At 62.4% G+C, this 26,143-nt stretch carries 21 protein-coding genes and 1 riboswitch; of the genes, 14 read left to right on the top strand and 7 right to left on the bottom strand.

The genetic code is table 11. From position 1 onward, the window contains the following. Positions 1-18 precede the first annotated feature (18 nt). Positions 19-2,130 carry a TonB-dependent receptor family protein gene (locus ACZ9GA_RS26055; RefSeq protein WP_457359742.1) on the bottom strand — a complete coding sequence of 704 codons (2,112 nt, stop codon included), beginning with the start codon at positions 2,128-2,130 and terminating at the stop codon, positions 19-21. 194 nt (positions 2,131-2,324) lie between these two features. Between ACZ9GA_RS26055 and ACZ9GA_RS26050 the strand changes: the two genes are divergently transcribed. From ACZ9GA_RS26050 to ACZ9GA_RS26035, 4 genes are all read left to right on the top strand, one after another. Next, the gene (locus ACZ9GA_RS26050) at positions 2,325-2,792 is read left to right on the top strand and encodes a hypothetical protein (RefSeq protein ID WP_457359744.1); all 468 of its coding nucleotides are present in this window, start codon (positions 2,325-2,327) and stop codon (positions 2,790-2,792) included. A 503-nt stretch (positions 2,793-3,295) separates the two neighbouring features. After that, positions 3,296-5,038: a carbamoyltransferase family protein gene (locus ACZ9GA_RS26045; RefSeq protein ID WP_457359745.1), complete on the top strand. Its 1,743-nt coding sequence runs from the start codon at positions 3,296-3,298 to the stop codon at positions 5,036-5,038. Next, on the top strand, positions 5,035-5,940 hold the full coding sequence (locus tag ACZ9GA_RS26040; protein WP_457359747.1) for a glycosyltransferase family 2 protein: 906 nt from the start codon (positions 5,035-5,037) through the stop codon (positions 5,938-5,940). The genes ACZ9GA_RS26045 and ACZ9GA_RS26040 overlap by 4 nt, the downstream gene beginning before the upstream one ends. A gap of 4 nt (positions 5,941-5,944) precedes the next feature. Beyond that, a complete protein-coding gene (locus ACZ9GA_RS26035; RefSeq protein ID WP_457359749.1) occupies positions 5,945-7,408 on the top strand; it encodes a hypothetical protein in 1,464 nt (487 codons plus the stop codon). Here ACZ9GA_RS26035 and ACZ9GA_RS26030 read toward each other — a convergent pair whose 3' ends face one another. Then, the gene (locus ACZ9GA_RS26030) at positions 7,409-8,065 is read right to left on the bottom strand and encodes a lipopolysaccharide kinase InaA family protein (protein WP_457359751.1); all 657 of its coding nucleotides are present in this window, start codon (positions 8,063-8,065) and stop codon (positions 7,409-7,411) included. Positions 8,066-8,187: 122 nt separating this feature from the next. Here ACZ9GA_RS26030 and msbA point away from each other — a divergent pair, with 122 nt between their 5' ends. From msbA to ACZ9GA_RS25995, 7 genes are all read left to right on the top strand, one after another. Further along, entirely contained in the window at positions 8,188-10,005 is a 1,818-nt protein-coding gene (gene msbA / locus ACZ9GA_RS26025) for a lipid A export permease/ATP-binding protein MsbA (protein WP_457359753.1), read from the top strand. Beyond that, the gene (locus ACZ9GA_RS26020; protein WP_457359755.1) at positions 9,999-10,895 is read left to right on the top strand and encodes a GNAT family N-acetyltransferase; all 897 of its coding nucleotides are present in this window, start codon (positions 9,999-10,001) and stop codon (positions 10,893-10,895) included. Before msbA ends, ACZ9GA_RS26020 begins: the two co-directional genes overlap by 7 nt. A 6-nt stretch (positions 10,896-10,901) precedes the next feature. Then, positions 10,902-12,302 (top strand): PIG-L deacetylase family protein, encoded by a 1,401-nt coding sequence (locus ACZ9GA_RS26015; protein WP_457359756.1) that lies wholly within the window; start codon positions 10,902-10,904, stop codon positions 12,300-12,302. 118 nt (positions 12,303-12,420) lie between these two features. Beyond that, positions 12,421-13,842: a bifunctional D-glycero-beta-D-manno-heptose-7-phosphate kinase/D-glycero-beta-D-manno-heptose 1-phosphate adenylyltransferase HldE gene (hldE, locus tag ACZ9GA_RS26010; RefSeq protein ID WP_457359757.1), complete on the top strand. Its 1,422-nt coding sequence runs from the start codon at positions 12,421-12,423 to the stop codon at positions 13,840-13,842. Between the two features lie 136 nt (positions 13,843-13,978). Beyond that, the gene (locus ACZ9GA_RS26005; protein ID WP_457359759.1) at positions 13,979-14,953 is read left to right on the top strand and encodes a glycosyltransferase family protein; all 975 of its coding nucleotides are present in this window, start codon (positions 13,979-13,981) and stop codon (positions 14,951-14,953) included. Beyond that, positions 14,954-15,661 (top strand): hypothetical protein, encoded by a 708-nt coding sequence (locus ACZ9GA_RS26000; RefSeq protein WP_457359761.1) that lies wholly within the window; start codon positions 14,954-14,956, stop codon positions 15,659-15,661. It begins immediately after the preceding gene. A gap of 56 nt (positions 15,662-15,717) precedes the next feature. After that, entirely contained in the window at positions 15,718-16,536 is an 819-nt protein-coding gene (locus ACZ9GA_RS25995; protein ID WP_457359763.1) for a hypothetical protein, read from the top strand. On the opposite strand, the gene ACZ9GA_RS25990 is transcribed toward ACZ9GA_RS25995, so the two are convergent. The 4 genes from ACZ9GA_RS25990 to ACZ9GA_RS25975 are packed head-to-tail and all read right to left on the bottom strand — an operon-like array spanning position 16,533 to position 19,911. Next, positions 16,533-17,501 (bottom strand): metal ABC transporter ATPase, encoded by a 969-nt coding sequence (locus ACZ9GA_RS25990; protein ID WP_457359765.1) that lies wholly within the window; start codon positions 17,499-17,501, stop codon positions 16,533-16,535. The genes ACZ9GA_RS25995 and ACZ9GA_RS25990 overlap by 4 nt on opposite strands. Before the next feature lie 50 nt (positions 17,502-17,551). Then, a complete protein-coding gene (locus ACZ9GA_RS25985; RefSeq protein ID WP_457359766.1) occupies positions 17,552-18,364 on the bottom strand; it encodes an aldo/keto reductase in 813 nt (270 codons plus the stop codon). After that, positions 18,361-19,536 (bottom strand): NAD(P)/FAD-dependent oxidoreductase, encoded by a 1,176-nt coding sequence (locus ACZ9GA_RS25980; RefSeq protein ID WP_457359768.1) that lies wholly within the window; start codon positions 19,534-19,536, stop codon positions 18,361-18,363. The genes ACZ9GA_RS25985 and ACZ9GA_RS25980 overlap by 4 nt, the downstream gene beginning before the upstream one ends. Before the next feature lie 42 nt (positions 19,537-19,578). Then, positions 19,579-19,911 carry a DMT family transporter gene (locus ACZ9GA_RS25975; RefSeq protein WP_457359770.1) on the bottom strand — a complete coding sequence of 111 codons (333 nt, stop codon included), beginning with the start codon at positions 19,909-19,911 and terminating at the stop codon, positions 19,579-19,581. An 88-nt stretch (positions 19,912-19,999) separates the two neighbouring features. Here ACZ9GA_RS25975 and ACZ9GA_RS25970 point away from each other — a divergent pair, with 88 nt between their 5' ends. Both ACZ9GA_RS25970 and waaA read left to right on the top strand, forming a co-directional pair. Then, entirely contained in the window at positions 20,000-20,890 is an 891-nt protein-coding gene (locus ACZ9GA_RS25970) for a LysR family transcriptional regulator (RefSeq protein WP_457359772.1), read from the top strand. A gap of 30 nt (positions 20,891-20,920) precedes the next feature. Beyond that, positions 20,921-22,192, top strand: coding sequence for a lipid IV(A) 3-deoxy-D-manno-octulosonic acid transferase (gene waaA / locus ACZ9GA_RS25965; protein WP_457359774.1), 1,272 nt, complete (start codon positions 20,921-20,923; stop codon positions 22,190-22,192). 196 nt (positions 22,193-22,388) lie between these two features. On the opposite strand, the gene ACZ9GA_RS25960 is transcribed toward waaA, so the two are convergent. After that, positions 22,389-23,834: a TolC family outer membrane protein gene (locus tag ACZ9GA_RS25960; RefSeq protein WP_457359776.1), complete on the bottom strand. Its 1,446-nt coding sequence runs from the start codon at positions 23,832-23,834 to the stop codon at positions 22,389-22,391. Between the two features lie 133 nt (positions 23,835-23,967). Beyond that, a riboswitch (TPP riboswitch) is annotated at positions 23,968-24,073 on the top strand. Positions 24,074-24,226: 153 nt separating this feature from the next. Between ACZ9GA_RS25960 and thiC the strand changes: the two genes are divergently transcribed. Continuing rightward, positions 24,227-26,116 carry a phosphomethylpyrimidine synthase ThiC gene (gene thiC, locus ACZ9GA_RS25955; protein ID WP_457359778.1) on the top strand — a complete coding sequence of 630 codons (1,890 nt, stop codon included), beginning with the start codon at positions 24,227-24,229 and terminating at the stop codon, positions 26,114-26,116. Positions 26,117-26,143: the final 27 nt, after the last annotated feature.

The raw sequence follows: 26,143 nt of genomic DNA, 5'->3' as shown, positions 1-26,143 counted from the left end.
AGGCTTGGCTCGGGGGGATTAAAACCCGTATTCCAACCCCACCCCCGCATACCACGACCTTCCCGGCGCAGCCTCGTAGTACCGCTTGTTACTGTCCCCGACAATCACCGAACCCACGTACTGACGGTCCAGCAGGTTGTCCAGGCGCAGCGTCTGGTGGAAGGTCCAGTGGTCCACCTTTTGCTCGAACCGCGCGCGCCAGTTGAACACCGCGTAGGACGGTGCCGCCTTTTCCTGGTTGGTGTCCTCCACGTAGACCTTGCTGCGGTACATGCCTTCGATGGCCGTGCTGACCCAGCTTTGCGGCTGCCATTTCAACTCGCCGAACAGGGTGTCCTTGGGGACACCGGGCAGGTAGTTGCCTTTGTCCACCTGCTTGGCGGTGGTGCCGCTGCCGCTGGTGAAGTTGCTGTCGTAGGTGGCGTTGAGATGGGTGTAGGCGAGCTGGGTGCTCCAGGTCGGGGTCAGTTGGCTGTCCAGGGACAGTTCCAGGCCGCGGCGCAGGGTGCGGCCGGCGTTCTGGTAGCTGGTGCGGCCGTCGGTGGACTCGGCCACTACCAGTTCATCCTCGGTGGTGATCTGGAACAGCGCGGCGTTGATGCGCGTGTCGGCGCCCACCTTGGCCTTGATGCCGATTTCGTACTGGCGGCTTTCAGACGGCTTGAGGCCGAAGTTGAAGCCTTCGACGCTGCCCGGTGCGTAGGCCATCTCGGCCTGGGTCGGGGTCTCGAAGCCCTTGCCCGCGCTGACATACCCATGCAGGTTTTCGGTGAACGCATACATCACGCTCAGCGACGGGGTGTTCTGCTGGTAGTCCTTGCTGCCGCTGGCATCGCCGTTGCTGAGGAATTTGTCATCCACGTCCATGCGCATGGTGCTGTGGCGCAACCCGGCCTGCAGGGTCCAGTCACCCAGCGCCCAGTTGGCTTGCACGAAAGGGTCAAGGCTGGTGGCGGTGTCGATTTCATCGCGGGCCATGGCGCCTTTCACGCCCAGGGTGCTGCCGCTGTAGTTCTGGTAACCCTGGCGGTCATCCTGGCTGCGATCGTAGTCCAGGCCGGCGATGATTTTCAGGTCGCCGGGGGCTGACAGGATAGGCTGAATCCAGTGCAGGCTGCCGCCGTAGAAGGTGCGGTCGAAGTTGACCACGCCGCCGCCCCGGGTATCGGCTGCCGTGCCCTTGGGTATCGACAGATACTGAATCACGCTACGCGTGCCGTAGTAAGTCGTGGCCTGCAGCGTCGCATCACCCAGGTAGCGCTCGTAGGTCACGCCCAGTTGCTGATGGTCGATGCTTTTGCGCGTGTTGTAGGTCAGGGCATTGGTCGCCACCGATCGTGGATCAGCCTTGTAGGCAGCCCAGGTCTGCCCCAGCGGGTCCTGGGTGCCGTTCTGCTCCAGGCTGCTGTAGATCAGTGTCAGCTTGCTGTCATCGTCCGGCTTGAGGTTGAGCTTGGCGAAAGTGGTGTCGCGGCGCGCAGCGCTGTGGTCGCGATAGCCGTCAGTGTCCATGCGCGAGGCGTCCAGCACGAAACCTATATCGTCATTGATGCCGCCCTCGGCATACACATGGTTTTTGCTCATGCCGTCACTGCCCATCAGCGTCTCGGCGCCGACCTTGGGGGCGCCTTCGCCATCACGGGAAAACATCTGGATCACCCCGCCGGCGTTGCTGCCATACATCGTCGCGGCCGGGCCGCGCAGCACCTCGATGCGCTCTGCGGTGTCCAGGTTGAACGTCGCCGCCTGGCCTTGGCCATCGGGCGTGCTGGCTGGAATGCCGTCGGCGATCAGCTTCAGGCCGCGTACCCCGAACGCCGACCGCGCGCCAAAGCCGCGCGAGGAAATCTGCAAGTCCTGGGCGTAGTTCTGGCGGTTCTGCACCACCAGCCCCGGCACCCGTTGCAGCGCCTCCGAAGCGTTGATGCCCAACTGGCCGTCCTTGATCTGTTCTTTCGTCAGCCCGTCTACCGAATAGGGCAGGTCATAGGTACTGCTTTCACTGCGCGCGCCGCTGACCACCACGGAATCGAGCACGATCTCCGGCGTATCGGCCTGGGCCAAGGGGCTGGCCAGCAGCAGGCCGGTGAGTAGGGAGCGGCGTCGCAGGAAGGGTGGGGCGCAGGTCATTGGGGATGGTAGTCCGGCAGGGGAAATGTACAGAATCGTACAAGTTTACCAATACGTGAGCGTTACCGCTGACATATGTTTACCCTGTTGATTGTTTTTCGGGTTAAGTCAGTTTGAATATGTTTGTCGTCAGCTTGAAGTGGTCGGAGTGCAGTTGTAACTTGGTATTGTACTTATATTGGCAGGTGAATATTATGGCTGACGCTAAGGGAATCAAGCAGACGAAACATGAGTCTCGTAAACCAATTGATACATCGCTCGCCGTCGCGCCGCATACGGTGAGCGTTAAGGGTAGCGAAGGCGGCCGCCCTATTCGATGGGAGGCTCAGCGTTTTCAGTTTGCTATCTTTGATGATCAATACTCGTGGTTTTCCGCTTTCTCCGGACTCGGCGAAAACTCCCCGGCTTTTTTTCTGGAAGCGGAGTATGGGTTGTCAATCGGGCGCCACGATATAGCGCCACCTGGCAGCGGTCGCTTGATTGCGATGCACGGTTTTGAATTGGCTGGAGGGGTCGCCGGAGAGGCGTACGGTACCGGCATTCTTGAAATCACGCATTTAGTCTATCCCGGTGTGCTCGCCATGAATGCCGTTGCCGAATTTTCATGGTTTAATCGTGCGGGGGAAATATGCAGTGTGAATATAACCATAACATCGCAGTAAGGTAGGTCATGTTGTTTGCCGCTCGCGCTGCCGGTGAATGTTTATATTGGAGGCAAACAACTTTATTTTTTCAAGGGGTGCTGCACGGCGCGAGCGCTACCTGTTTCTCGCTACTTCGCTCGAAGAAGAGGGGCCCCATGCAAATGGGTGATTTGGAAGAGGTCGGGGGCATTGATGAGCGCTAACGATCGATCAGGTGTGTAATGGCTCCGCCAAGGGGCGAGTGGTGCTACCGGAAGGAGATCGCCCTTGGGGGCGGCAATGATCCGTTCGCCTGCTCGGCTCATGCAGCGTGCCCGATACGATGCACAAGATTCTCTTCGGGCTGGCAAGCGGAAAGCTCGCACCACGTTTGCCCTACCTAGAAAGCTGAAACTTCCTACATCGCCCCCTCGCCGCCCCCATATGCAGCCCCCCGCACGAATGCGCTATAATCCCGCCCTTTCGCCGCCGACAGCCCTTCGGCCCTCGGCGCACATATTCCGTTTAAAGAGGCTAGACCCTTGGCATTGACGATTCTTGGCCTGTCCGGCGCCCTTAGCCATGATCCTTCCGCAGCCCTGTACATCGACGGCAAGCTGATCGCGGCCGCCGAAGAAGAGCGCTTCGTTCGTGACAAACATGCAAAGAACCGCATGCCCTATGAGTCGGCGAAGTTCTGCCTGGAGCAGGCCGGCATCAAACCTTCCGACGTTGACGTGGTAGCGATTCCGTTCGCGCCCATCAGCCTGTTCGGCAAGGCTCGCTGGCACTACGCCAAACGCTACTGGTACGCCCCGGACCGCGCCCTCGATGCGCTGCTGATGGGCAACCGCCGCTACAAGCGCTACCGCAACAAGATCGTCTGGTGCCTGGAGCAATTGGGGTTCGACCCCAAGAAGATCAAGATCGAGCCGGTGGAGCACCACCTGGCCCACGCCTCCAGTGCCTACCATTGCTCGGGTTTCAAAGAGAAAACCGCCATCCTGGGCATCGACGGCAAGGGCGAGTACGCCACCACGTTCTTCGGCTACGGCGAGAACGGCAAGATCCACAAGATCAAGGAATTCTTCGACCCGGATTCGCTGGGTGGCCTGTATGGCGCGATCACCGAGTTCCTGGGCTTCGAAATGCTCGACGGCGAGTTCAAGGTCATGGGCATGGCGCCGTACGGCGACGCCAGCAAGTATGACTTCTCGCGCCTGGCCACCTTTGAAAACGGCGAGCTGGTGATCAACACCGACTACGCCAACGTCATCGGCCTGCGCCGCTACAAAGAGAAGGGCAAGGGTTTCTACTTCTCGCCAAAACTGATCGAGTGGCTGGGGCCCAAGCGCGAAGGCGACATCGCCGACGAGCCGTACATCCACTACGCGGCCAGCATGCAGGCGCTGTTCGAGAAGCTGGCGCTGCAGATGATCGACTACTACCTGGGCGACACGCTGAAGGAAACCGGCAAGCTGGCCTTCGCCGGTGGCTGTGCGCTGAACGTCAAGCTGAACCAGAAGATCATTGCCCGCAACGACGTGAAAGAACTGTTCGTGCAGCCGGCTTCCGGTGACGCCGGCACCGCCGTGGGCGCTGCCGCCTACGTGTCGCATGCCCGTGGCGTGCCCGTCGAGAAGATGGAGCACGTGTACCTCGGCCCGTCGTACAGCAACGAGGACGTGATTGCCGCGTGCGCCCGTCACCCGAACAAGCCGGCGTTTCGCAAGCTTGAGAACATGCCGCAGCAGATCGCCCAGATCATGGTCGACGGCAACCCGGTGGCCTGGTTCCAGGGCCGCATGGAATTCGGCCCGCGTGCGCTGGGTGGTCGTTCGATCATCGGCTGCCCAAGCGTGCCGGGCGTGGCTGATCGCATCAACCACCAGATCAAGTTCCGCGAGCGCTGGAGGCCTTTCTGCCCGTCGATGCTCGACACCGTGGCGCCGCAGATGATCAAGATCGACCACCCTGCGCCGTTCATGACCTTCACCTTCGAAGTGGCTGAAGAGTGGAAGACCCGCGTGCCGGAAGTGGTGCACGAGGACGGTACCTCGCGCGCCCAGGTGCTCAAGCGTGAGTACAACCCGCGTTACTACGACATGATGAAGGCGTTGGAGGACTTGACCGGCAACGGCGTGTCGTTGAACACTTCCCTCAATCGCCGTGGTGAACCGATGATTTGTTCGCCAACCGATGCGTTAAATATGTTCTTCGGCTCCGATTTACAGTATTTAATAATGGAAGATATTTTGGTGGTAAAGGATGCCGGGACCGAATGACATCAAATGACAAGCTGATCAGCGTCGTTGTACCTACGTATAATTACGCGCACTATCTGCCGCGCGTACTGGATTCAGTTTTGGGTCAGTGGGCAGATGATTTAGAGCTTGTCATCGTTGATGATGGATCCACGGACGATACCGGTGCTGTGCTGGCCCGGTATGCCGAGCGCTCGCCGTCGATCCGGGTGATCCGGCAGCCCAATGGCGGCGCTGCCTCGGCGCGAAACCTGGGCGTGAGCAACGCACGGGGGCAGTATGTGCTGCCCCTGGATGCCGACGACGAACTCGTGCCGTCGGCGTTGCAGGTGTTTCGCTCCATGCTGACGGCCCACCCCGGGGCAGATCTGATGCTGGCAGGGCACCTGTCCGTGATGCCCGACGGCCGTGAGCGCCTTCGCACGCCCGCGCCGGTGAAGGGCGCCAGCCCTGCGGATATTGCGCGTGCCTACCTGCTGCATAAATGCATTTCAATTTCCCATAGCTGTACGTTGGTGCGGCGCGAATTGCTCGCCCAGCGACCTTATCCCCAGCGCCTGCGTACGGGTGAGGATGTCCCGGTTTTTGCGTTTATCCTGGTCAATGGTCAAACGGTGGTGACCGATCAGGTGGTGGCCAGAATTCACAAGCACGCCGACAGTTTGCGCAATGATCGATCCAATGAAGAAGCGTACGCGCTGGAGATGGCAGACGAAGTGTTTTCCTCGTTGCCGCAGAGTTGCCAGTTTCTGCGGCCGCGATATGTAGCGCAGCGTTACCTTTCATTGTTTCGCGCGGCCTATCAGGCGCGTGATTATGCTGCGGCAAGAGGGTTCTACCGAAAGGCACTCAAGCTTAGCTTGCGCCAGGCGCTGCGTTGGCCCTATCTGAGTAAAGCATTGCGACTATTGTTCAAGGCCTGAATTCATGCGCTCGACAGTATTGCCTGCCCTGTTGGGGCGTTTGGCTGACGTTTCTGCGGTTCGCCTGGCCTTCCTGGGCAGTGTGTTGTTGTCTTGTATCGCCCTGCTGGGCGTCGATGTGCTGGCGCGCGATGCTGCGTTCTACATGGACATTTCCCAGCAGGTTGCCCAGCACGGGCTGAGCAGGGGCTGGGAGGCATTCGACTGGCCCTGGTTCACCTTCCTGCTTGCCGGCACTCATCTGTTGCTCAGGCTTCCCATGGAGGCGGCGGCCTACCTGTGGGGTGTGTTGTTCCTGGCGGGTACCTGCGCCCTCATGGTCGACTGCGTGCGGCAGCGCGCGCCAAGGGCTGCTTATTGGGCGTGCCTGGTGGTGTTGGCCATGCCTGCGGTCAATCAGTTCCGCGATGACATTATCCGGGAGTTCGGGTTCTGGTTCTTTTGCACGCTGGCGCTGTGGTTGGCCATGCGCTGGAGCGATCAGGGCGGCTGGTGGCGCGCGCTCGCCGTGCATGCGGCCATTTTGCTGGGGGCGCTGTTTCGTCTCGAGGCGGTCGTGCTTTATCCCGCGCTGTTGCTATGGCAATTACCCGGCCTGCGTGACGCGGCGGGCCGCCGCGCGTGCCTGCAGTTGTTCTGGCTGCCGGCCCTGGCCCTGATCAGTCTGCTGGCGGTGGTGCTGGCAGGGCACGTGCAGATTCGCCGGTTGAACGTCTATCTCGAGATGCTGCGCCCCAGCACCGTATTCGCGGCCTTCAACCAGTTGTCACGGCAGTTCGCCGACTCGCTGATCTACAAGTACTCGGCGGACGAGGCGGGGCGCATCATTTTCTTCGGGCTGGTGGCCTCGCTGGTCATCAAGTTCATCAGCCTGATGGGGCCGTTTTCCCTGCCTTTCCTGCAGGCTCGTCAATGGCGCGCTTTCGCCCTGTACTGGCGCGACTTCAGGCTGGCCGCGTGGATAGCGCTGGCGTACCTGGCGGTGTTGATGATTTTCTACGTGCGCATGCAGTTTCTCAACGGCCGCTACCTGAGCGAGCTCAGCCTGCTTGCGGTGCCATTGTATGCATTGCTGCTGACGGCGTTTGCCCAGGCCTGCCCGCGGCTGGCCAAGGGGCTGGTGGCTGTGGGGCTGTTGGTGATGTTGTCCAATGTGCTGTCGCTGGGGGCAGCCAAGACTCAGTACATCCGGACCGCGCACTGGCTGGCCGAGCACACAACGCCGGATGCCGCCATTTACTACGAGGATGGGCGAGTATCGTATTACGCCAAGCGCGGGTACACGTTACCGGTGGTGACCCGCGAGCAGGCCATGGCCGCCCCGGCCAGCCAGCAGTATCAGTATTTTGTGCTGGATGCCGATGCCAACGAGCCGTGGTTGCAGGCCTGGCTGGCCGAAAACCACATGCAGGTGCTGGCGCGTTTTGCCAATCGCAAGCACGCCGCCATGGTGGTCATCGGCCGCTAGTCACGCCAGGGCCGCGCCCAGGCGTGACATCAGGCCGGACTCGGCGAGGCTCGCGGGCAATGCCTGGTGGTAGCCGTCCAGAAAAGTCTGCGCTCCGTCTTCGCCGCGCAGCCACTGCAGGTCAGCCTTGTAACGCAGCATATGCTGGAAGTTGCGCAGCCGCTTGCTGGCGGACAGTGACCGGCGATAACAGCGCAGGTCGGCGATGTCGATCAGCCCGAGGGTGCCGTGCGGGGTGAGCACCACATTGCCCAGGTGCAGGGAGCGGAAGTACACGCCCTGATCATGCAGGCGGGCAACGAAAGCGCCAAACTGGGTGCGCAGCGCTTGCGCCTTGGCGGGGTCCGCCATCAGCTGGCGCAGGGTATCGCCTGCCAGTGGTTCGTAATAAACGCCGTCGCGCTCGATGCTGGGAATGCGATACACGTTCAGCACGTGAGGGCATGGGATGCCGCGTTCGAGCAGGCGCTGAGTGTTGCTGGCAAAGCGTTGAGCATAGGGGAACAGCGCCGCCGAGGTGAATAGCCGCTTGCGCCGGAACAGTTTCAGAAAGCGGCCGTCGGCCAACAGCAGAACCTTGTCGCCCGAGCCGTCTGCCTCAAGTACTTTGGCGCCTTCGCGAAGCGCCAGGTATGAAGAATGGTTGAGCGATTGCATGGGTCGTCCTCGAAAAACAGTCGAGCATCTTACCCGAGTTGGCCCGTTTTCACCTGTCGCCTAGTTCATTCAAGGGGATTGTTCATTGTGTTAGCATTGCGTTTTTTCGTGTGCGGATCCCTATGAGCAGCCCAGAACCTCAAGCGCAATCGACACTCAAGATTTATTTGCGCCTGCTGACCTATGTGCGTCCTTACATTGGCCTGTTCGTGCTGAGCATCGTCGGTTTTCTGATCTTCGCTTCGACGCAGCCCATGCTGGCTTATATCCTCAAGTACTTCGTCGATGGTCTTGCCAATCCCGAAGCTTCGCTGTTCCCCAACGTTCCGCTCCTGGCGCACCTGCAATTATTGCAGGCCGTGCCGCTGATGATCGTGCTGATCGCTACGTGGCAGGGCGTGGGCTCCTATCTGGGCAACTTCTTCTTGGCGCGTGTGTCGCTGGGCTTGATCCAGGACCTGCGCATCGTGCTGTTCAACAAGCTGTTGGACCTGCCCAATCGTTACTTCGACAACCACAATTCGGGCCACTTGATTTCGCGCATTACCTTCAACGTGACCATGGTCACGGGTGCTGCCACCGACGCCATCAAGGTGGTGGTACGCGAGGGTATGACCGTTATCTTCCTGTTCATTTCGCTGCTGTGGATGAACTGGAAACTGACCCTGGTGATGCTGGCGATCCTGCCTATCATCGCCCTGATGGTGGGCAGCACCAGCCGAAAATTCCGCAAGCAGAGCAAGAAAATCCAGGTGGCCATGGGCGATGTCACTCACGTGGCGTCCGAGACCATTCATGGTTACCGCGTAGTGCGCAGCTTTGGTGGCGAGGCCTACGAGCAGGAGCGGTTCCGCAAGGCCAGCCAGAGCAACACCGATAAGCAGCTGAAGATGACCAAGACGGGTGCCGTGTACACCCCGATGCTGCAACTGGTGACCTACAGTGGCATGGCAGCGGTGATGTTCCTGGTGCTTTACCTTCGCGGCGATTCGTCGGCCGGTGACTTGGTGGCGTATATCACCATGGCCGGCCTGCTGCCCAAGCCGATTCGGCAATTGTCGGAAGTCAGCTCCACCATCCAAAAGGGTGTTGCCGGTGCCGAGAGCATCTTCGAACAGCTGGACGAGCCGACCGAAGTCGACGGCGGTACCGTGGAAGTCGACCGTGTCAGCGGCCGTCTGGAAGTGCGCAACCTGAGCTTTGCCTACCCGGGCAAGCAGGAAAAGGTGCTTGATGACATCAGTTTTGTTGCCGAATCCGGGCAGATGGTGGCCTTGGTAGGGCGCTCGGGCAGCGGTAAATCGACCCTGGCCAGCCTGGTGCCTCGTTTCTATCAACACGCTGAGGGGCAGATTCTGCTTGATGGCGTCGAGGTTCAGGACTATACGCTGCGCAACCTGCGCAAACACACCGCCTTGGTCACCCAGGCTGTCACCCTGTTCAATGACACGGTTGCCAACAACATTGCCTACGGCGACCTCTGCGGCGCGCCGCTGGAGGATGTCAAACGTGCCGCCCAGTTGGCATTCGCCGACGAGTTCATCGACAAGATGGCCGACGGCTACAGCACTTTGGTGGGCGAGAACGGCGTACTGCTGTCCGGTGGCCAGCGCCAGCGCTTGGCAATCGCCCGGGCCTTGCTGAAGAACGCGCCGCTGCTGATCCTCGACGAAGCCACGTCGGCACTGGATACCGAGTCCGAACGCCACATCCAGGGCGCCCTTGACGAGGTGATGAAAAATCGCACTACGTTGGTCATCGCTCACCGCCTGACCACCATCGAAAAAGCCGATCTGATCCTGGTCATGGACCAGGGCAAAATCGTCGAGCGTGGCACGCATGCAGAGCTGCTGGCGATGCAGGGCTATTACGCGCGGCTGCATTCGCGTCAGTTCGAGAAGGGCGACGACTCCGAAGCGCGGGCGGTTGACCTGTGCTGAACCGGTTTCGTTGCTGGCGTGAACGTGGCTGGAGTCAGATCGATGCAGCTGATTACGCACTGACCTGGCACCGCCATGGCGGCAGCGTCGCTACCCACCCGCTGGTGGTCGAGCGGCTGGCTGGCCTGGCTGGCATCCCGGTGCGCTACCTGGGGTTCGAGCAGGCCGGCGAGCGTGTCGGCGCCGTGGCCTGCTGGGGGCGCGACTTGGCGCTGTCCAAGGATGTGCTCAAGCGCCGCGGCCAGCGCGCGCTTTTCGATCTGGGCAATGCCGAAATCATTCTGCCGGTCGACAGTGCCGCCAAGGTACCGCTGCGTCAGCAGGGGCGCTATATTTCCCAGCTCAACGAGCCCGGCGTTACCACGCTCAGGGCGCAACCCGAGGGTCTGGCCCTGGCGAGGGAACCTGAAGAGTATTCGAAGAAGTTTCGCTATAACCAGCGTCGTGAAATGCGCCTGCTGGAAGAGGCGGGTGGCCAGTTGCGCCCGGTGGCCGACTACAGCCCGCAGCAGCTTGCCGATATCTACGCCGACCTGTTCCAGCGCCGTTGGGGCAAACCGGCACCCGGCCTGGAGCATTTGGGCGCGGTGTTCGGGCTTATGCGCGAATTCATGACCGGCTCTGTAGTGCTGTTGGGCGATGCCCCCGTGGCCATCCAGGTTCTGTACAAGGTAGAGGCGCCGGGCTGGGTGTCGGTTGAGTACATCAACGGTGGCGTCGATCCTCAGAGTCGCGAGTTCAGCCCTGGCAGTGTGTTGAGCTTCGTCAACACTCAGCAGGAGTGGGAGGCGGCCAGAGCACTCGGCAAGCCGCTGCGTTACTCATTTGGCCGTGCTGATCGGGAATACAAGGACCGTTGGTGCCATACGGTGCCGGTCTATCAGGTGTGAGACCCCATGTCCGAGCGTAAACAGCAACTGCTCAAGGCTTACCGGCGAAAAAAGCGCATCGTGCTGATAGTGGCGCTGGTGGTGTTGATCGTATTTGCGGTTTTCGCGCCGTGGTGGTCGGCGCCACTGTTGGTCGTGCTCGCCTGGGTGGCTCATGAAGCATGGTTCGCCGATCATCTGTTTTACCGTGCCAGCGACGACTACCAGTACATCTTCCCCGAGACGGCCCAGTGCCGACAGGTAACCTTGGGCAACGATGGCGCGCTGGTGCTGAGCGGATCATTGCCTGCGGGCGAGACCCTGCTGCTGGAAGTGAACGTCACGGCGGGTCTGTCGGGCCGCGTAGTGGACCCGTACGTGCAGGTGGGCGATGATCGCCAGGACTTCGAACGTGCTGTGGCAGGGCGCCGCTACCTCAATTTGTCGGGGCAGCGTGAGGCCTTGGCGGGCGGAGCATTGCGGCTGCGCGGCCGTCACTGCCGTTTGGCGCCCGATGCCCGCCTGGTTGCCTTGGATAACCCTGATTTCAGCCGCCGTCGTGTCATGGTGCTCGCGCCGCACGCCGATGACGCTGAGCTGGCGGCCTTTGGCCTGTACCACCGCACCGACGAAGTCAGTATCGTCACCCTCACCCAGGGTGAGATCGAGGCTCAGGGTTTCCGTGCGCTGGGCCTTGATGGTCAGCAGGCAGCGCGGCTCAAGGGTCGACTGCGTACCTGGGACAGTCTGGCAGTGCCATTATGGGGCGGTGTTGGGCAAGATGCCTGCGTGCAACTGGGCTACTACTGCCTGCAGTTGCAGGCCATGGCGGCCGCCCGGCAGACCCCCTTCGGCTCGCGAGAGTCGGGCGAGTCCGACACGCGCTCGGTGCGCGGCTTCAATCCGTTGACCTTGGCGGGCGATGCCGACGGGCAGCCCACTTGGGACAACCTGGTGGCGGATCTACGCGGGTTGATCAAGCACTTCCGCCCGCAGGTAGTGGTAATGCCCCACCCCGAACTTGACCCCCACCCGGATCACGTAGCGACTGGCCTGGCGTTTCGCGAGGCGCTGCAGGGTACTGAGGGCTGCGAAATTGCACTGCTCTATGCCAATCACCTGCCCGACAACGATCGCTGGCCCATGGGCCCGGCGGGTGCCGGTATAGCGCTGCCGCCTGCGGTCCAGCCATTGCCGGCCGATGGCTTGTGGAGCCCGACCCTGAGCGCCGAGCAGCAGGTGGACAAGGCCATGGCGCTGGGCATGCAGCACGACCTGCAAGGGCCGTTGCCTCTCAAGCGTCGCTTGCGACGTTGGATCCAGCATGTCTTGGCCGGGCGCCGGTGGCCTGCGTCCGGCGACAACGAGTTTTTCCGCAAGGCCGTACGCCGTCATGAGTTGTTCTGGGTGCGTAACCTGAAGGATTAACCCCGTGGCCGCGATCAGGCTACGAGCAATCCTGGCGCCTGATTATCGGTGCCAAGCCAGCTTTGCCCATGCCCTGTGATAAGATCCCGCCCTTGTTAATTTTGTATGTGGGTTGCCCATGAAGTTGTCCATGCCGCGATTCGATCAAGCCCCTGTTCTGGTGGTCGGCGATGTCATGCTCGACCGCTACTGGCATGGTGGTACCTCACGGATTTCTCCCGAGGCCCCGGTACCGGTGGTCAAGGTCGAGCAGATCGAGGACCGTCCAGGCGGTGCCGCAAACGTTGCACTGAACATTGCCGCCCTCGGCGCGCCAGCTTCGCTGATTGGCGTGACGGGCGAAGACGAGGCTGCCACCAGCCTGTCCAACAGCCTGCAGGCTGCGGGCGTGCGTGCCCATTTCCAGCGCATTGCGCACCAGCCGACCATCGTCAAGCTGCGGGTCATGAGCCGTCACCAGCAATTGCTGCGCATTGATTTCGAAGAACCCTTCGCCACCGACCCGCTGGCCCTGGGGGCTGAAGTGGATCAACTGCTAGAAGGCGTCAAGGTGCTGGTGTTGTCCGACTACGGCAAAGGTGCGTTGAAGAACCATCAGGCGTTGATCGAAGCTGCACGCACCCGTGGCATCCCCGTTGTCGCTGACCCGAAGGGCAAAGACTTCAGCATCTACCGCGGTGCCAGCCTGATCACGCCTAATCTCAGCGAGTTCGAAGCCATTGTTGGCGGCTGTGCCGATGAAGCCGAACTGGTCGCCAAAGGCGCGGCGCTGATGAGCGAGCTGGAACTGGGCGCGCTGCTGGTCACCCGCGGCGAGCACGGCATGACCCTGCTGCGCCCTGAGCACCCGGCGCTGCACCTGCCGGCCCGTGCCCGTGAAGTGTTCGACGTCACCGGTGCCGGTGATACCGTGATTTCCACTCTGGCCGCCGCGCTGGCGGCTGGCGAAGAGCTGCCCCACGCCGTGGCGCTGGCCAACCTGGCCGCTGGCATTGTCGTTGGCAAACTGGGTACGGCCGCTATCAGCGCGCCGGAGCTGCGTCGCGCCATCCAGCGCGAGGAAGGCTCGGAGCGTGGCGTGCTCAGTCTGGACCAGTTGCAACTGGCCATCGAAGACGCTCGTGCGCACAACGAGAAGATCGTTTTCACCAACGGTTGCTTCGATATCCTGCATGCCGGGCACGTGACCTACCTGGAGCAGGCCCGGGCTCAGGGCGACCGTCTGATCGTGGCGGTCAACGATGACGCATCGGTAAGTCGCCTCAAAGGCCCTGGCCGTCCGATCAACAGCGTCGATCGACGGATGGCTGTGCTGGCGGGCCTGGGCGCGGTGGACTGGGTAATCAGTTTTGCCGAAGGCACCCCGGAAAACCTGCTGACCCATGTACGCCCCGATGTACTGGTCAAAGGCGGCGACTATTCGGTGGACCAGGTGGTGGGTGCTGACATCGTCAACGCCTACGGCGGTACCGTCAAGGTGCTGGGCCTGGTGGAAAACAGTTCGACCACGGCGATTGTCGAGAAGATTCGTAGTCGTTGACTGCGTGCCCGGCCTGCACGAGCAGGCCAGCGCGCTTGAGTTCAGTTGCGTCCCGTGTGCGGTCGTCCGGCGTGAAGTCTCAAATCGCCAGATCCCGCCCACGGGTTCCTTTTTTTGTCATGTGGTAAGTCGATATATGAAAGTCATGCTCTTGGTGATGGGCGAACAACGGGTGATCCTTGACCGTCTGTACGAGATCGTCCAGCAGAACTGTGATGAGTGCATTATCTACCGCCTGACCAAAGAACAGCAGCTCAAACTCGGGCCGTTCCTGGCCTCCGTGGACTATCAGAGCTTTGACCGCGTGGTGATTTTCTCCCGGGTCAAGCGCCTTTTGCCGCAGCTCAACGTGCTCAAGTGCATCCCGGGGCTGATTTTCCTGGAGCACGACGCTTACCAGAACTACATGCCCAACAGTAAGTATCGCACTGCCTACTCGCGCCTCTATTCGGCGTTGCCATGGTGTCGCGCGCTGGTGTCCGGCGCGGTGGTGGCGCGACGCCTGGTGGATGAGGGCATCGATGCGGTATTCGTCTCCAAGGGCTATGACGAGAAGATGCTGCACAACCTCGGTGGCCCTCGGGATATCCCCATCGGTTTTCTGGGCAGCCTGAAAAGCAAAGAGTACGCGCAGCGCAAGGCTATCCTCGAGTCGCTGGCGGTACGCACCGGAATGCTGGTGACCCGTACCAAATCCGGGGATGAATACCTGCGCATGCTTAATCGCATCAAGGTATTCGTCAGTGCCGATATAGGCATGGGCGAGTTCATGATCAAGAACTTCGAGGCCATGGCCTGCGGCTGCGTGCTGCTGGCCTACAGCCAAGGCGAGGAAGACCGCCTGCTGGGTTTCGAGGACATGCACAACACCGTGTTCTATCGCACCGAGCAAGAGGCGCTGGAAAAACTGCAGATGCTGCAGGATGACCCGCAGCTGGCCGAGCGCATTGCCCGTAACGGCCAGGCGTTTGCCGAGAGCCGCTACTCGTTCGCCCGCGTGGGCGCCGATCTGGCCGCCGAAATTCAACGCCCCATGCGCCCTTGGCCGCAGCCTTCGGCCGTGACCCGCTTCCTGGTCAAACTGCGTCACGGCCTGAAGGTGGCGGGCTGAATGGCGCGTTCACAGGACGGAACCTGCAACGAGATGGCACTGAACGCGCTGCCCGGTGGCGATCAGGATGTGTTCGCCGCCCTGCCCGATGAGCTCAAGGCTTGCCTGGCGGGTGCTTCTCGGGTTGTGCTGGTGGCCAACAACCCGGCCATCAGCGCAGCGGACATCGACGCGCTGAGCCTGGGCACCGGTGACGTGGTGGTCAGCTTCAATACCTGTATCAAGGCCGGTCTGCTCAATCCCCTGTGCACCCATGTGTTCGTGCATGGCTTCAACGCGCCCGATGCTTACTTTTTCGGCCTGCCTTACGGCCCTGATGCCATGAAGCTGATCGAACACCCGCAGGCGCGCTGTTTCACGGTGCTGGTGGGCTGCACGGCGGCCATGTCACCGCTGCCGCAGGTCACCCTGCTGCGCGAGCGCATCCCCCTGCCGCCGTTGTGGAACTATCCGGTCGACCGACCCGGTGGCAAGCGTTACGTGGGGCCTTCCACCGGCTTCAATGCCTTGGTGGTGCTCGATTGGCTGCGTCGTCGTGCCGGTTACCACTACCAGTTGTTTACGCTGGGTTTTTCCAACGAGGCGGGCAAACTGTGGGGCGGGCATGCCTGGGACTACGAGCGTGAATGGTTACTGGGCTCGGATGTGATCAGCATCAAGCTGCAACCGCGCTCCTGGTGGCAGCGGTTGTTCAAGCGTATCAAGTAGACGCCTGTGGGACAGACAGGCCGAAGTGATCGACTATATTTCCAAGGTGGCGCGAAGTGTTGAAAGTTGCAGTGGCATTCTTTGGTATCCCGCGAAATTCCGAAATCTGCTTCCCCTCCATCCAGCAGAACCTGTTGGCGCAATTGCCGGCCGGCAGCGAGGTGAAGTGCTTCTACCACCTGTACAAGATCGATCAGGTGCAGAACCAGCGTTCCGGTGAGCAGGGTGAACTGCACGCTGACAACTACGACGTGTTCCAGGCAATGACCGGTAAGCTCGACTCCACCGATGGCGTGCTTGAGCGCTGGGATTTCGAGCGGGTCAAGGCGCAGGGCGACACCTGGGCCGATAACTTCGCTTCGCTGCGCAACTTGATCTACCAGCTCAATTCGCTGCATCAGGTAACGGAGATGATCGAGCCGTTCGACCCTGACTTCGTGGTGTTTGCACGGCCCGATATCCTTTACCACTCGGCCATCCCTGCCTATGCCTTCAAGCGCCCGCAGGCACGCCGGCTGAATGTGTACATTCCGGACTGGCAGTGGTGGGGCGGCCTCAACGACCGGTTCGCCATTTGTGGGCGTGACACCTACAAGGCGTATGGCAAACGCGTCGAGCAAATCTTCAAGTTCTGCGAGGCAACGGGCCGCAAGCTGCACTCCGAGCGCTTGCTCAAGTACGTGTTGCAGCAGGTCGGTGCCAAGGTCTGCACTATGGATACCACGGCTTCACGGGTGCGCATCACCGGCGAATTCGCCGAGGAATCATTCTCGCCCAAACGCGGCATGGGGCGTCGGGAGAACCGCTATTTCCATCTGTTTGCCCGCCTGCGCACCTGGGCCGACAAGCGTCTGAAGGATCAGGCCGAACGCTAACCGTGCAGCCCGCTGCGTACTAAGCGCACCAACTGTCGCGCCTTGACCCGCAGGCGCGTCAGTTTGGAACGCGATTTTTTCTTCACGGGCGCCAGTCCCTGCTGTACCAGCCAGTCCTTCCAGCGAATACGCTCCTCGCGCACTACCCAGCCTTCCTGCGGCGCAAAACTTTCCGCCAGGCACACCCCCCGGGTACTGGCCGCATGCAGTTGGCCTTTCTTAAGCGTGTACAGCTCTGCGCACGGCTTGCCGTCCTTGAGGGGCATCAGGTACAGATCCGGCTTGCTGCGATCCAGCCGCGCCACCAACTGATCTTTCTCCAGACGCTCGTCAACGTGGAACAGGCTCAACGACTTGGCCTCGCGGGGCACCTCCAGGCGCAGGTCATACACCAGTTGCAGCGATGCCGTAGGCAAGTGCACGTAAGCGCGCGGCCGCTCGATCAGGTTCAGGCTGCCGCTGCGTACCGGCAACGCTGCGCCCGACAGCGGGCGCAGGGTGAAGGGCTGCTTGTCGCGATAGTGCAAGGCGCCGGTGTAGGGGGTGGGCAGCCAGGTGTCGTTGAAGCGCCCGATCAGCCAGCCTTCGGTGGTTTCCAGCAGGCATTCTTCGGCCACTTCCTGGATGGCGGTGAGCAGTGGCAGATTCAGCTCGTGGGCAGGCACGTAGCCGGAGATCAGCTTGAGCACCACGTCGCCACGATCCTGGCGGCGCTGGCGTACCAGAATCCAGTAGTCGCGATTCTGCCAGTTGAGCGTCAGGCGTACCGACACCCCCAGGTTGGCCAGTTCAATGGCAAAGCGCTGGGGGTCTTCCACGGCAACCTGGCGCCGCCGCTGCAGGGTCTGGGCGAAGTTCAGCGGCATGCCGACGCTCTGGTAGCTCAGCCCTTCGGGGGTGGCTTCGACGAACAGCGGCAGGGTCTTGAAGTTGCTGGGGTTCTTTCTTATCAGGGTACGCGGCATGTCGGCTCCTTCTTGCGTCGGGGTCGGCCGCGTGGGCGGCTCCGTGTGTTTCAGCTCCCGCGAATGACAGCGGCTGCGGTGGCCACGTTATGGGCCAGGTGCAACGGGTTGATGGTACCGACAATAGCACTGGCGACACCGGGGTGGGCAAACAGCAGCTCGAAACTGGCGCGCACCGGGTCCACGCCGGGGCTCAGGCAGGCGTGGCCGCTGGCCAGGGCCTTCTTGACCAGGATTGCCTTGCCGTGGCTGGCAGCGTAGTCCAGTACCGGGCGTTCGCCTTGTTCGTTCAGATTGTAGGTGACCATGGCGCAATCGCCGGTCTCAAGCGCCTTCAGGCCACCGGCCACGGTCTTGCCCGAGAAGCCGAAGCCGCGGATCTTGCCTTCCTGCTTCAGCCACGCCAGGGCTTCGTACACGCCGGTCTGTTCGAGAATGGCCAGGTCGTTGCCATCGGAGTGCACCAGCACCAGGTCGATGAAGTCGGTTTCCAGGCGTTTCAGGCTGCGTTCCACGGAGAAGCGCGTGTGTTCGGCGCTGAAGTCGAAATGCGACTGGCCGGCGTCGAACTCCTCACCCACCTTGCTGACGATTACCCATTCGTCACGCTGGCCACGCAGAAGCGGGCCCAGGCGGGTTTCGCTGGTGCCGTAGGCCGGGGCGGTGTCGATCAGGTTGATGCCTAACTGGCGAGCCTGGTCCAGCAGCATGCGCGCTTGGGCATCGTCCGGGATGGTAAAGCCATTGGGGTATTTCACGCCCTGGTCGCGGCCCAGCTTGACGGTGCCCAGGCCCAGGGGCGAGACGTTCAGGCCGGTGCTGCCCAGTGGGCGGTGCAGGTCGTGCAGGGTGGCAACGGTCATGGCAGCAATTGCTCCCAAGGGGTTTGGCCCATGGGCGGGCGGGGCAGCGCTGGCAGCGGCGCGTGGCTGCCTGGCTTGATGCTGTCGCGCTCAAGGCTGGCGATGACACGGTCGGCGAAGTCGGGCGCCAGGGCCAGCTTGGTTGGCCAGCCCACCAGCAGTGGGCCCTGGTCGGCCAGGAAGGCGTTGTCGGGGCGCACCAGGCCGGACTGGGCCGGCTCGGCGCGGTCCACGCGCAGGGTGGCCCATTGCACTTGGCTGAGGTCGATCCAGGGTAGCAACTGGCCCAGTTCCTTCTGCGCAGTGGCGATCTGTTCGGCCGGCGTGCGCGCCACGCCGTCGGCCTCGGCAATGTCGCCACCCAGGTACCACACCCACTGGCCGTTGGCCGCCGGGTGGGTGGTCACGGTGATGCGCGGCTTGGTGCCGCCGCCCAGGCAGTGGGCGTACAGCGGCTTGAGGCTGGCGCCCTTGGCCAGGATCATGTGCAGCGGCCGGCGTTGCATGGCGGGCTGGTCGATGCCCAGGCTGGCCAGCAGCTCGGCAGTGCCGGCGCCGGCGCTGAGCACCACGCGCTGGGCGCGGATGTCGCAGCCGTCCACGCGCAGGCCGGCCAGTTGGCCGTTGTCCAGCAGCGGCTCCAGGCGCTCGCCGGCCAGCAGGCCGTCACCGCCCAGTTGTGCCAGGCGTTCGATCACGCCGGGGGTGTCCACCACCAGTTCGGCCAGGCGGTAGACCTTGCCCTTGAAGGCCTTGTCCTGCAGGGCCGGTGGCAGTTCGTCGCCCTTGACCTGGTCGACGCGGCCACGCACTGCCTTGCTGGCGAAGAAGCTGGTGAGGTTGCCCGCGATAGTGCCCGGCGACCACAGGTAATGGGCCTGGGACAGCACGCGCACGCCGGCCAGGTCCACCTCGCCGGTACCGGCCAAGGCTTCGCGCCAGCGCCGCGGCATGTCGGCGATGGCCTCGCTGGCGCCGGTCAGTGCACCGTGCAGCGCATATTTGGCGCCGCCATGGATGATGGCCTGGGACTTGAGGCTCTGCCCGCCACCCAGGCTGGCGTTTTCCACCAGCACAGTCGAATAGCCCAGGCGCCGCAAGCGGGCGTTGAGCCACAGGCCGGCAACGCCAGCGCCGACAATCAGCACGTCAGTGGAAATAGCGGAAGACATCAAGCAACCTCACAGGCGAAAACAGACCCGCAGTATACAGACTCAGTGCCCGGCGGTTTTCGAGAACAGCTGGATCACCACCACGCCCAGCAGGATCAGGCCCATGCCGGCCACGGCGGGCATGTCCAGTTTCTGCCCGTAGACCACCAGGGCGGCGATGCTCACCAGCACGATGCCCATGCCCGACCAGATGGCGTAGGTAATGCCGACCGGAATCACTCGTACCACCAGGATCAGCATCCAGAACGCGATGGCATAGCCACAGATCACCAGGAACAGGGGCAGCGGCGTGCTCAGGCCTTTCACGGCTTTCATGCTGGTGGTGGCGATGACTTCGCAGCAGATGGCGATAGCGAGGAAATAGTAGGCAGTCATGGTAGGAACCCTCTTGAGATGGCTCGCATTCTAGTGGCTGGACAGATGGGGTAAAGTGAATACCTATCAGGTGTGGAGATAGGTTGCCATGGGCGTCCAATGGAATCTGGAGCAGATCCAGCTGTTTGTGCAGGTGGCCGAGCAGTGCTCGTTTTCGGCCGTGGCCCGCCAGCAGGGGCGTGCGCAGTCGGCCGTCAGCAGCGCAATTGCCCTGCTTGAGGATGACCTGGGCGTGACCCTGTTCAACCGCAGCAGCGGCCGCCAGCCGCAGTTGACCGAAGCGGGCAGGGCGTTGCTGGAGGAGGCCCGCGAGTTGCTGCGCCAGTGCGAACGCCTGGACGGTCGCGCCCTGGCCCTGCATCGCGGCCAGGAAGCGCAGTTGCGCCTGGCCCAGGATGAGGCCATGCCCTACCAGCCGGTGCTCGACAGCCTGGAGAAACTGGCCGGCCGCTACCCCGCCGTCGAAGTGCAATTGGCCAACAGCGCCCCGGGCGACGTGGCGCGCAAGCTGGTAGAGCGCCGTGCCGACCTGGGCTTGCTGTTTCACCATGAGCACATGCCAGCGGCCCTTGAGCGCCGTGCCCTGGGCAGCGTCGAGATGGTGACGGTGTGCTCGGTGAATCATCCGCTGGCCGCCCATGCCCACGTCACCCGCCAGCAACTGGCCCAGCACCGGCAGTTATTGGTGGCGCTGGAAAGCAGCCGCTATCCCGGCGGCGACCCGATCAGCCCGCAGATCTGGCGCGCCGACAGCTTCTACGTGATGGCCGAACTGCTGATGCGCGGCCTGGGCTGGGCCTGGCTGCCACGGCATGTGGTGCAATACCCGGCGTACCAGCAGCAAATGGTCGAGCTCAACAGCGAATGGGTGCCGCCGGCGCTGGTGGTGGAACTGGTGTGGCGCCGCGACGAGCCGCTGGGCCCTGCCGCGCGTTACCTGGCCGAGTGCTTCACCTGGCATCTGCGGGCCATTGGTTAAGCGGGCGCGCTACTAGTAAACTCCGCGCCCATGAACAGAACTCTTTACACCCTGCTGTTTCACCTGGGGCTGCCACTGGTAGCGTTGCGGTTATGGCTGCGTGCACGCAAGGCGCCGGCCTATGCCAAGCGGATCGGCGAGCGCTTTGCGCGCAACCTGCCGCCGATGCGCACCGGCGGTATCTGGGTGCATGCGGTGTCGGTAGGCGAAAGCATCGCCGCAGCACCGATGATTCGCGAACTGTTGCAGCGTCATCCCGAGCTGCCAGTGACCATCACCTGCATGACCCCCACCGGTTCCGAGCGCATCCAGGCGATGTTCGCCAACGAGCCGCGCGTGCAGCATTGCTACCTGCCCTACGACTTGCCGTGGGCGGCGGGGCGTTTTCTGGATCATGTGCAGCCGCGCCTGGCGGTGATCATGGAAACCGAGCTGTGGCCCAACCACATTCACCAGTGCGCCCTGCGCGGCATCCCGGTGGCGCTGGCCAATGCGCGGTTGTCGGAGCGTTCGGCGCGCGGCTATGCGAAGTTCGCCAAGCTGACGGCGCCGATGCTGGCCGAGATGAGCCTGATCGCCGTGCAGACCGAAACCGAGGCCGAGCGCTTCCGCCAGTTGGGCGCGCGGCTTGAGTGCGTGCAGGTGACCGGCTCGATCAAGTTCGACCTCAAGGTTGACGGCCAACTGCTGGAACGGGCCGCTGCCTTGCGCCACGAATGGCAGGCCAGCGAGCGCCCGGTGTGGATTGCCGCCAGCACCCATGAAGGCGAGGACGCCATTATCCTGGCTGCCCATCGTCAGTTGCTGGCGCTGCATGGCGACGCCTTGCTGATCCTGGTGCCGCGTCATCCGGAGCGCTTCAACAGCGTGTTCGAGTTGGCCGTGGGGCAGGGGTTTGCCAGTGTGCGGCGTTCCAGCGGCGAAGCGGTGGCGGCGCAGCATCAGGTGCTGGTCGGCGACACCATGGGCGAGTTGCTGTTTCTCTACGCCTTGGCCGACAGCGCTTTCGTTGGCGGCAGCCTGGTGCCCAATGGCGGGCATAATCTGCTGGAGCCGGCGGCGTTGGCCAAGCCGGTGCTCAGTGGGCCGCATGTGTTCAACTTTCTGGAGATCGCGGCGATGCTGCGCCAGGCCGATGCGTTGATCGAGGTGGATGATGCGGCGGGGTTGGCCGAGGCGGTGCGCAAGTTGATCGAGTTGCCGCAGGATGCCAAGCGCATTGGTCAGGCGGGGTGGGCGGTGATGCAAGCCAACCAGGGCGCGCTGGAGCGCCTGCTGACGGGCCTGTCCCGATTCCTGTAGCCGCTGCCGTCAGGCTGCGCTGGCTCTGATGTTCACTGAAGATTTCAAGCGTATATCAGGGCCAGCGCAGCCTGGCGGCAGCGGCTACAGACCGCCACGTAGCCGCTGCCGCAGGCTGCGCTGGCCGGTATGAACCCTTTAGATCTCCAGTGAGGCACAGGGCCATCGCAGCCTGGCGGCAGCGGCTACAGGCATCCTAAGGCTTCTTCGGGGGCTTGAGCAGGTCCTGCGCAGCCTTGGCCAAATCCGGCGGCAGGAAGTCCTTGTCCGGGTTGTAATCAGGCTTCAGCCAGCGCGCCAGGTCCTGCAGATCCTGAGGGCTCAGCGTGCCCGCCGCCTGTTTCAGCCGCAGGTTGTCGAGGATGTAGTCATACCGGCTGTTGTTGTAATCACGTACCGACGAATACAACTGCCGCTGCGCATCCAGCACATCGACGATGTTGCGCGTACCCACCTGATAGCCAATCTCGGTCGCCTCCACCGCACTCTGGTTGGAAATGATCGACTGCTTGCGCGCCTGTACCTGGTCCACATCGGTATTCACCGCGCGGTGCAGGTTGCGGGTGTTCTCCACCACCTGGCGGCGCAGGCTTTCGCGCTGCTGCTCGCTCTGGTTCAGGCGCTGATACGCTTCGCGCACCTGGGAGCTGGTCAGGCCACCGCTGTACAGCGGGATGTTGACCTGCAAGCCGACGGTGCGCTGTTCCACGTCACCGCGATAGGTCACGCCGGGAAATGAGCTGGGGTTGCTGAAACCCAGCAAGTCGTTGTCACCTTTCTCGTATTTGGCCACCGCGTCCACCGTGGGCGCATGCCCGGCCTTGCGCTGGCGCAGGGTTTCTTCGGCGCTGGTAACGGCAAAGGCGCTGGCCTGCAGGTTCAGGTTCTGCTGCGAGGCCGTCTCCACCCAGGTCTTGGCATCGTTGGGGCTGGGCGGCAGCACCGGCAGGGTGTGCACCACGCCCTGCACCGAGTTGTAGTCGCGGTTGGTCAGCGTCACCAGCGCCTGGAAGGCGTCGTCCACCTGGCGCTGGGCGAGGATGCGGTTGGCGCGGGCGGTGTCGTAGCTGGCCTGGGATTGCAGTACGTCGGTCTTGTCGGAAAGGCCCACGTTGAACCGCTCGTTGGACTGGTCCAGTTGGCGCCGGAACGCGGCTTCCTCGGCCTTGGTGGCGGCCAGGCTGTCCTGGGCGCGCAGCACGCTGAAATAGTTTTCGGCGGTCTGCAGGATCAGGTTCTGTTCGGTGGCCGACAGTTGCAGCGCGGCCTGTTCGTTCACCGCCTTCGCGGCCTTGAGCTGGAACCAGCGGTCGGCACGGAAGATCGGCTGGCTGAGCGTGGCCTGGTAACTGGTGCCGCTGCGCGTGGTGGTTTGCGAAGGCTCGTCGAGCTGGGTGCGCACGTTGGTGATGTCGCTGCCGGCCGACAGGTTGGGCAGCAGGCCGGCGCGGGCCTGGGGCACCACTTCGCTCTGGGCGGCGTAGTCGGCGCGGGCCGCAGCCAGGTCGGCGTTGTTGTTCACCGCTTCCTGATAGACGCTGACCAGATCGGTACGGCTGGCCAGGGGCGCAATCTCTGCTGCCTGTGGCATTGCGTTGAAGGCACCCGACACCGCAATCGCCAGTGCAATGTTGCGCAGCATGATTCAATCCTTGTAATTAAACGCTGTGCGAGTGTAGTTGCACGGGCGTGCTGCAACAATCCGTCATATCCGCCATTTATCCCGCCCCATTACACAACCCTTGGCGTTTCGCCCCCGCGCGTCTAGACTGATGGCGTTCTTGTCGGGGTGCCTTGAGTGAAAGGCTGAGATCGGTTAATCCGGATCCCGTTGAACCTGATCAGGTTAACGCCTGCGTAGGGAACAAGATTTCTCGTCCTCCCGGCGAGTCCTCTTGTGCTTCGTCCGGGAAATTGTTCAATTATTGAACAGTTGCGACGGCCAAAGCACAGCACCGCCCCAGGTGCAGTCCGTGCATTTTTCAGGTTCCACTCCCGACATTCCACTGCTGGATGCTGTCTGGAGAGCCTGTGATGAGTAAACAAGAAAAAAACCTTGCCCACCTGAGCGAATCGGCCCAGGTCGACGCGCAATCGGTAAAGCCGTTCACCCGTTCGCAAAAAGTCTACGTGCAGGGCTCGCGCCCCGACATCCGCGTGCCCATGCGTGAAATCAGCCTGGACGTGACGCCCACCGACTTCGGTGGCGAGATCAACGCCCCGGTCACCGTGTATGACACCTCCGGCCCCTACACCGACCCCAACGTGGTGATCGACGTGCGCAAGGGCCTGGCCGACGTGCGTTCGGCATGGATCGACGACCGTGGCGACACCGAACGCCTGGAAGGCCTGAGCTCCCACTTCGGCCAGCAGCGCCTCAACGATGAAGAGCTGACCAAGCTGCGCTTCGCCCACGTGCGCAACCCGCGGCGGGCCAAGGCCGGCGCCAACGTCAGCCAGATGCACTACGCGCGCCAGGGCATCATCACCGCCGAGATGGAATACGTGGCCATCCGCGAGAACATGAAGCTGGCCGAGGCGCGCGCCGCCGGTCTGCTCAAGGAACAGCACAAGGGCCACAGCTTCGGCGCCAGCATCCCGAAGGAGATCACCGCCGAATTCGTGCGTGAAGAGATCGCCCGCGGCCGCGCCATCATTCCCGCCAACATCAACCACACCGAACTTGAGCCGATGATCATCGGCCGCAACTTCCTGGTGAAGATCAACGGCAACATCGGCAACAGCGCGCTGGGTTCTTCCATCGAGGAGGAAGTGGCCAAGCTGACCTGGGGCATCCGCTGGGGCTCGGACACGGTGATGGACCTGTCCACCGGCAAGCACATCCACGAAACCCGCGAGTGGATCATTCGCAACTCGCCGGTGCCGATCGGTACCGTGCCGATCTACCAGGCGCTGGAGAAGGTCAACGGCGTGGCCGAGGACCTGACTTGGGAGCTGTTCCGCGACACCCTGATCGAACAGGCCGAGCAGGGCGTGGACTACTTCACCATCCACGCCGGCGTGCTGCTGCGCTACGTGCCCATGACCGCCAAGCGCGTCACCGGCATCGTCAGCCGCGGTGGTTCGATCATGGCCAAGTGGTGCCTGGCGCACCATAAAGAGAACTTCCTCTACACCCATTTCGACGAAATCTGCCAGATCATGAAGGCCTACGACGTCAGCTTCTCGCTGGGCGACGGCCTGCGCCCCGGCTCCATTGCCGACGCCAACGATGAAGCGCAGTTCGGTGAGCTGGAAACCCTGGGCGAGCTGACCAAGATCGCCTGGAAGCACGACGTGCAGTGCATGATTGAAGGCCCGGGCCACGTGCCCATGCAACTGATCAAGGAGAACATGGACAAGCAGCTGGAGTGCTGCGACGAGGCGCCGTTCTACACCCTGGGCCCGCTGACCACCGACATCGCGCCGGGCTACGACCACATCACCTCGGGCATCGGTGCGGCGATGATCGGCTGGTTCGGTTGCGCCATGCTGTGCTACGTCACGCCCAAGGAGCACCTGGGCCTGCCGAACAAGGATGACGTCAAGACCGGCATCATTACCTACAAGATCGCCGCACATGCCGCCGATCTGGCCAAGGGGCACCCTGGTGCGCAGATCCGCGACAATGCCCTGAGCAAGGCGCGTTTCGAGTTCCGCTGGGAAGACCAGTTCAACCTGGGCCTGGACCCTGATACCGCGCGGGCCTACCACGATGAAACCCTGCCCAAGGATTCGGCCAAGGTGGCGCATTTCTGCTCCATGTGCGGGCCGAAGTTCTGCTCGATGAAGATTACTCAGGAAGTGCGCGAATACGCGGCCAACCAGAAAATCGAGGCTGTGGATATCTCCAGGGAGGAGGGCATGCGCGAGCAGGCCGAACGCTTCAAGCAGGAAGGCAGCCAGTTGTACCAGAAAGTCTGATCAACGATACCGCGTAGCCGCTGCCGC

It is taken from the genome of Pseudomonas sp. TE3644 (assembly GCF_056278815.1).
Note: the sequence above shows the minus strand (reverse complement) of the source record. Positions and strands in the feature narration are given on the sequence as shown.

What these genes read in the sequence shown, in the direction of transcription:
- thiC (WP_457359778.1), top strand. Translation starts at nt 24,227, where the DNA reads ATGAGTAAACAAGAAAAAAACCTTGCCCACCTGAGCGAATCGGCCCAG.
- hldE (WP_457359757.1), top strand. Translation starts at nt 12,421, where the DNA reads ATGAAGTTGTCCATGCCGCGATTCGATCAAGCCCCTGTTCTGGTGGTC.
- ACZ9GA_RS26035 (WP_457359749.1), top strand. Translation starts at nt 5,945, where the DNA reads ATGCGCTCGACAGTATTGCCTGCCCTGTTGGGGCGTTTGGCTGACGTT.
- ACZ9GA_RS26055 (WP_457359742.1), bottom strand. Translation starts at nt 2,130, where the DNA reads ATGACCTGCGCCCCACCCTTCCTGCGACGCCGCTCCCTACTCACCGGC.
- ACZ9GA_RS25960 (WP_457359776.1), bottom strand. Translation starts at nt 23,834, where the DNA reads ATGCTGCGCAACATTGCACTGGCGATTGCGGTGTCGGGTGCCTTCAAC.
- ACZ9GA_RS25990 (WP_457359765.1), bottom strand. Translation starts at nt 17,501, where the DNA reads ATGCCGCGTACCCTGATAAGAAAGAACCCCAGCAACTTCAAGACCCTG.
- ACZ9GA_RS26050 (WP_457359744.1), top strand. Translation starts at nt 2,325, where the DNA reads ATGGCTGACGCTAAGGGAATCAAGCAGACGAAACATGAGTCTCGTAAA.
- ACZ9GA_RS26000 (WP_457359761.1), top strand. Translation starts at nt 14,954, where the DNA reads ATGGCGCGTTCACAGGACGGAACCTGCAACGAGATGGCACTGAACGCG.
- ACZ9GA_RS26030 (WP_457359751.1), bottom strand. Translation starts at nt 8,065, where the DNA reads ATGCAATCGCTCAACCATTCTTCATACCTGGCGCTTCGCGAAGGCGCC.
- ACZ9GA_RS25970 (WP_457359772.1), top strand. Translation starts at nt 20,000, where the DNA reads ATGGGCGTCCAATGGAATCTGGAGCAGATCCAGCTGTTTGTGCAGGTG.
- ACZ9GA_RS26005 (WP_457359759.1), top strand. Translation starts at nt 13,979, where the DNA reads ATGAAAGTCATGCTCTTGGTGATGGGCGAACAACGGGTGATCCTTGAC.
- ACZ9GA_RS25975 (WP_457359770.1), bottom strand. Translation starts at nt 19,911, where the DNA reads ATGACTGCCTACTATTTCCTCGCTATCGCCATCTGCTGCGAAGTCATC.
- ACZ9GA_RS26015 (WP_457359756.1), top strand. Translation starts at nt 10,902, where the DNA reads ATGTCCGAGCGTAAACAGCAACTGCTCAAGGCTTACCGGCGAAAAAAG.
- msbA (WP_457359753.1), top strand. Translation starts at nt 8,188, where the DNA reads ATGAGCAGCCCAGAACCTCAAGCGCAATCGACACTCAAGATTTATTTG.
- ACZ9GA_RS25985 (WP_457359766.1), bottom strand. Translation starts at nt 18,364, where the DNA reads ATGACCGTTGCCACCCTGCACGACCTGCACCGCCCACTGGGCAGCACC.
- ACZ9GA_RS26040 (WP_457359747.1), top strand. Translation starts at nt 5,035, where the DNA reads ATGACATCAAATGACAAGCTGATCAGCGTCGTTGTACCTACGTATAAT.
- waaA (WP_457359774.1), top strand. Translation starts at nt 20,921, where the DNA reads ATGAACAGAACTCTTTACACCCTGCTGTTTCACCTGGGGCTGCCACTG.
- ACZ9GA_RS25980 (WP_457359768.1), bottom strand. Translation starts at nt 19,536, where the DNA reads ATGTCTTCCGCTATTTCCACTGACGTGCTGATTGTCGGCGCTGGCGTT.